The 282-nt window shown below is 46.8% G+C and carries 1 protein-coding gene; it reads right to left on the reverse strand.

All coding sequences use genetic code 11. From position 1 onward, the window contains the following. A partial coding sequence (locus LZP73_RS20900) for a cation:dicarboxylate symporter family transporter (RefSeq protein WP_234236903.1) occupies positions 1–282 on the reverse strand: 282 nt, incomplete at both ends.

Raw genomic sequence — 282 nt, forward strand, 5'->3', positions numbered from 1 at the left:
CAATCAGCGTGGTAAACAAAAGCGTACCGATGGTCAGAAAACTGATTTTGCCTAACTGAGATGCGTTATGCAGACGGGCAACCGCGCTCAGAATAGAGGCGAAGACTAGCGGCATAACGATCATTTGCAGCAGTTGAACATAGCCGTTACCAACAATGTTAAACCACTGTACAGAATCTTTAAGTACCTGGCTGTCAGAACCATAAATGGTATGCAGGGCAAGGCCAAAAACCACACCCATCACAAGACCCACCAGCACTTTTTTCGCCAGACTCCACTGTT

This window comes from Shewanella sp. AS16 (genome assembly GCF_021412365.1).
Lineage (GTDB): Bacteria > Pseudomonadota > Gammaproteobacteria > Enterobacterales > Shewanellaceae > Shewanella > Shewanella salipaludis.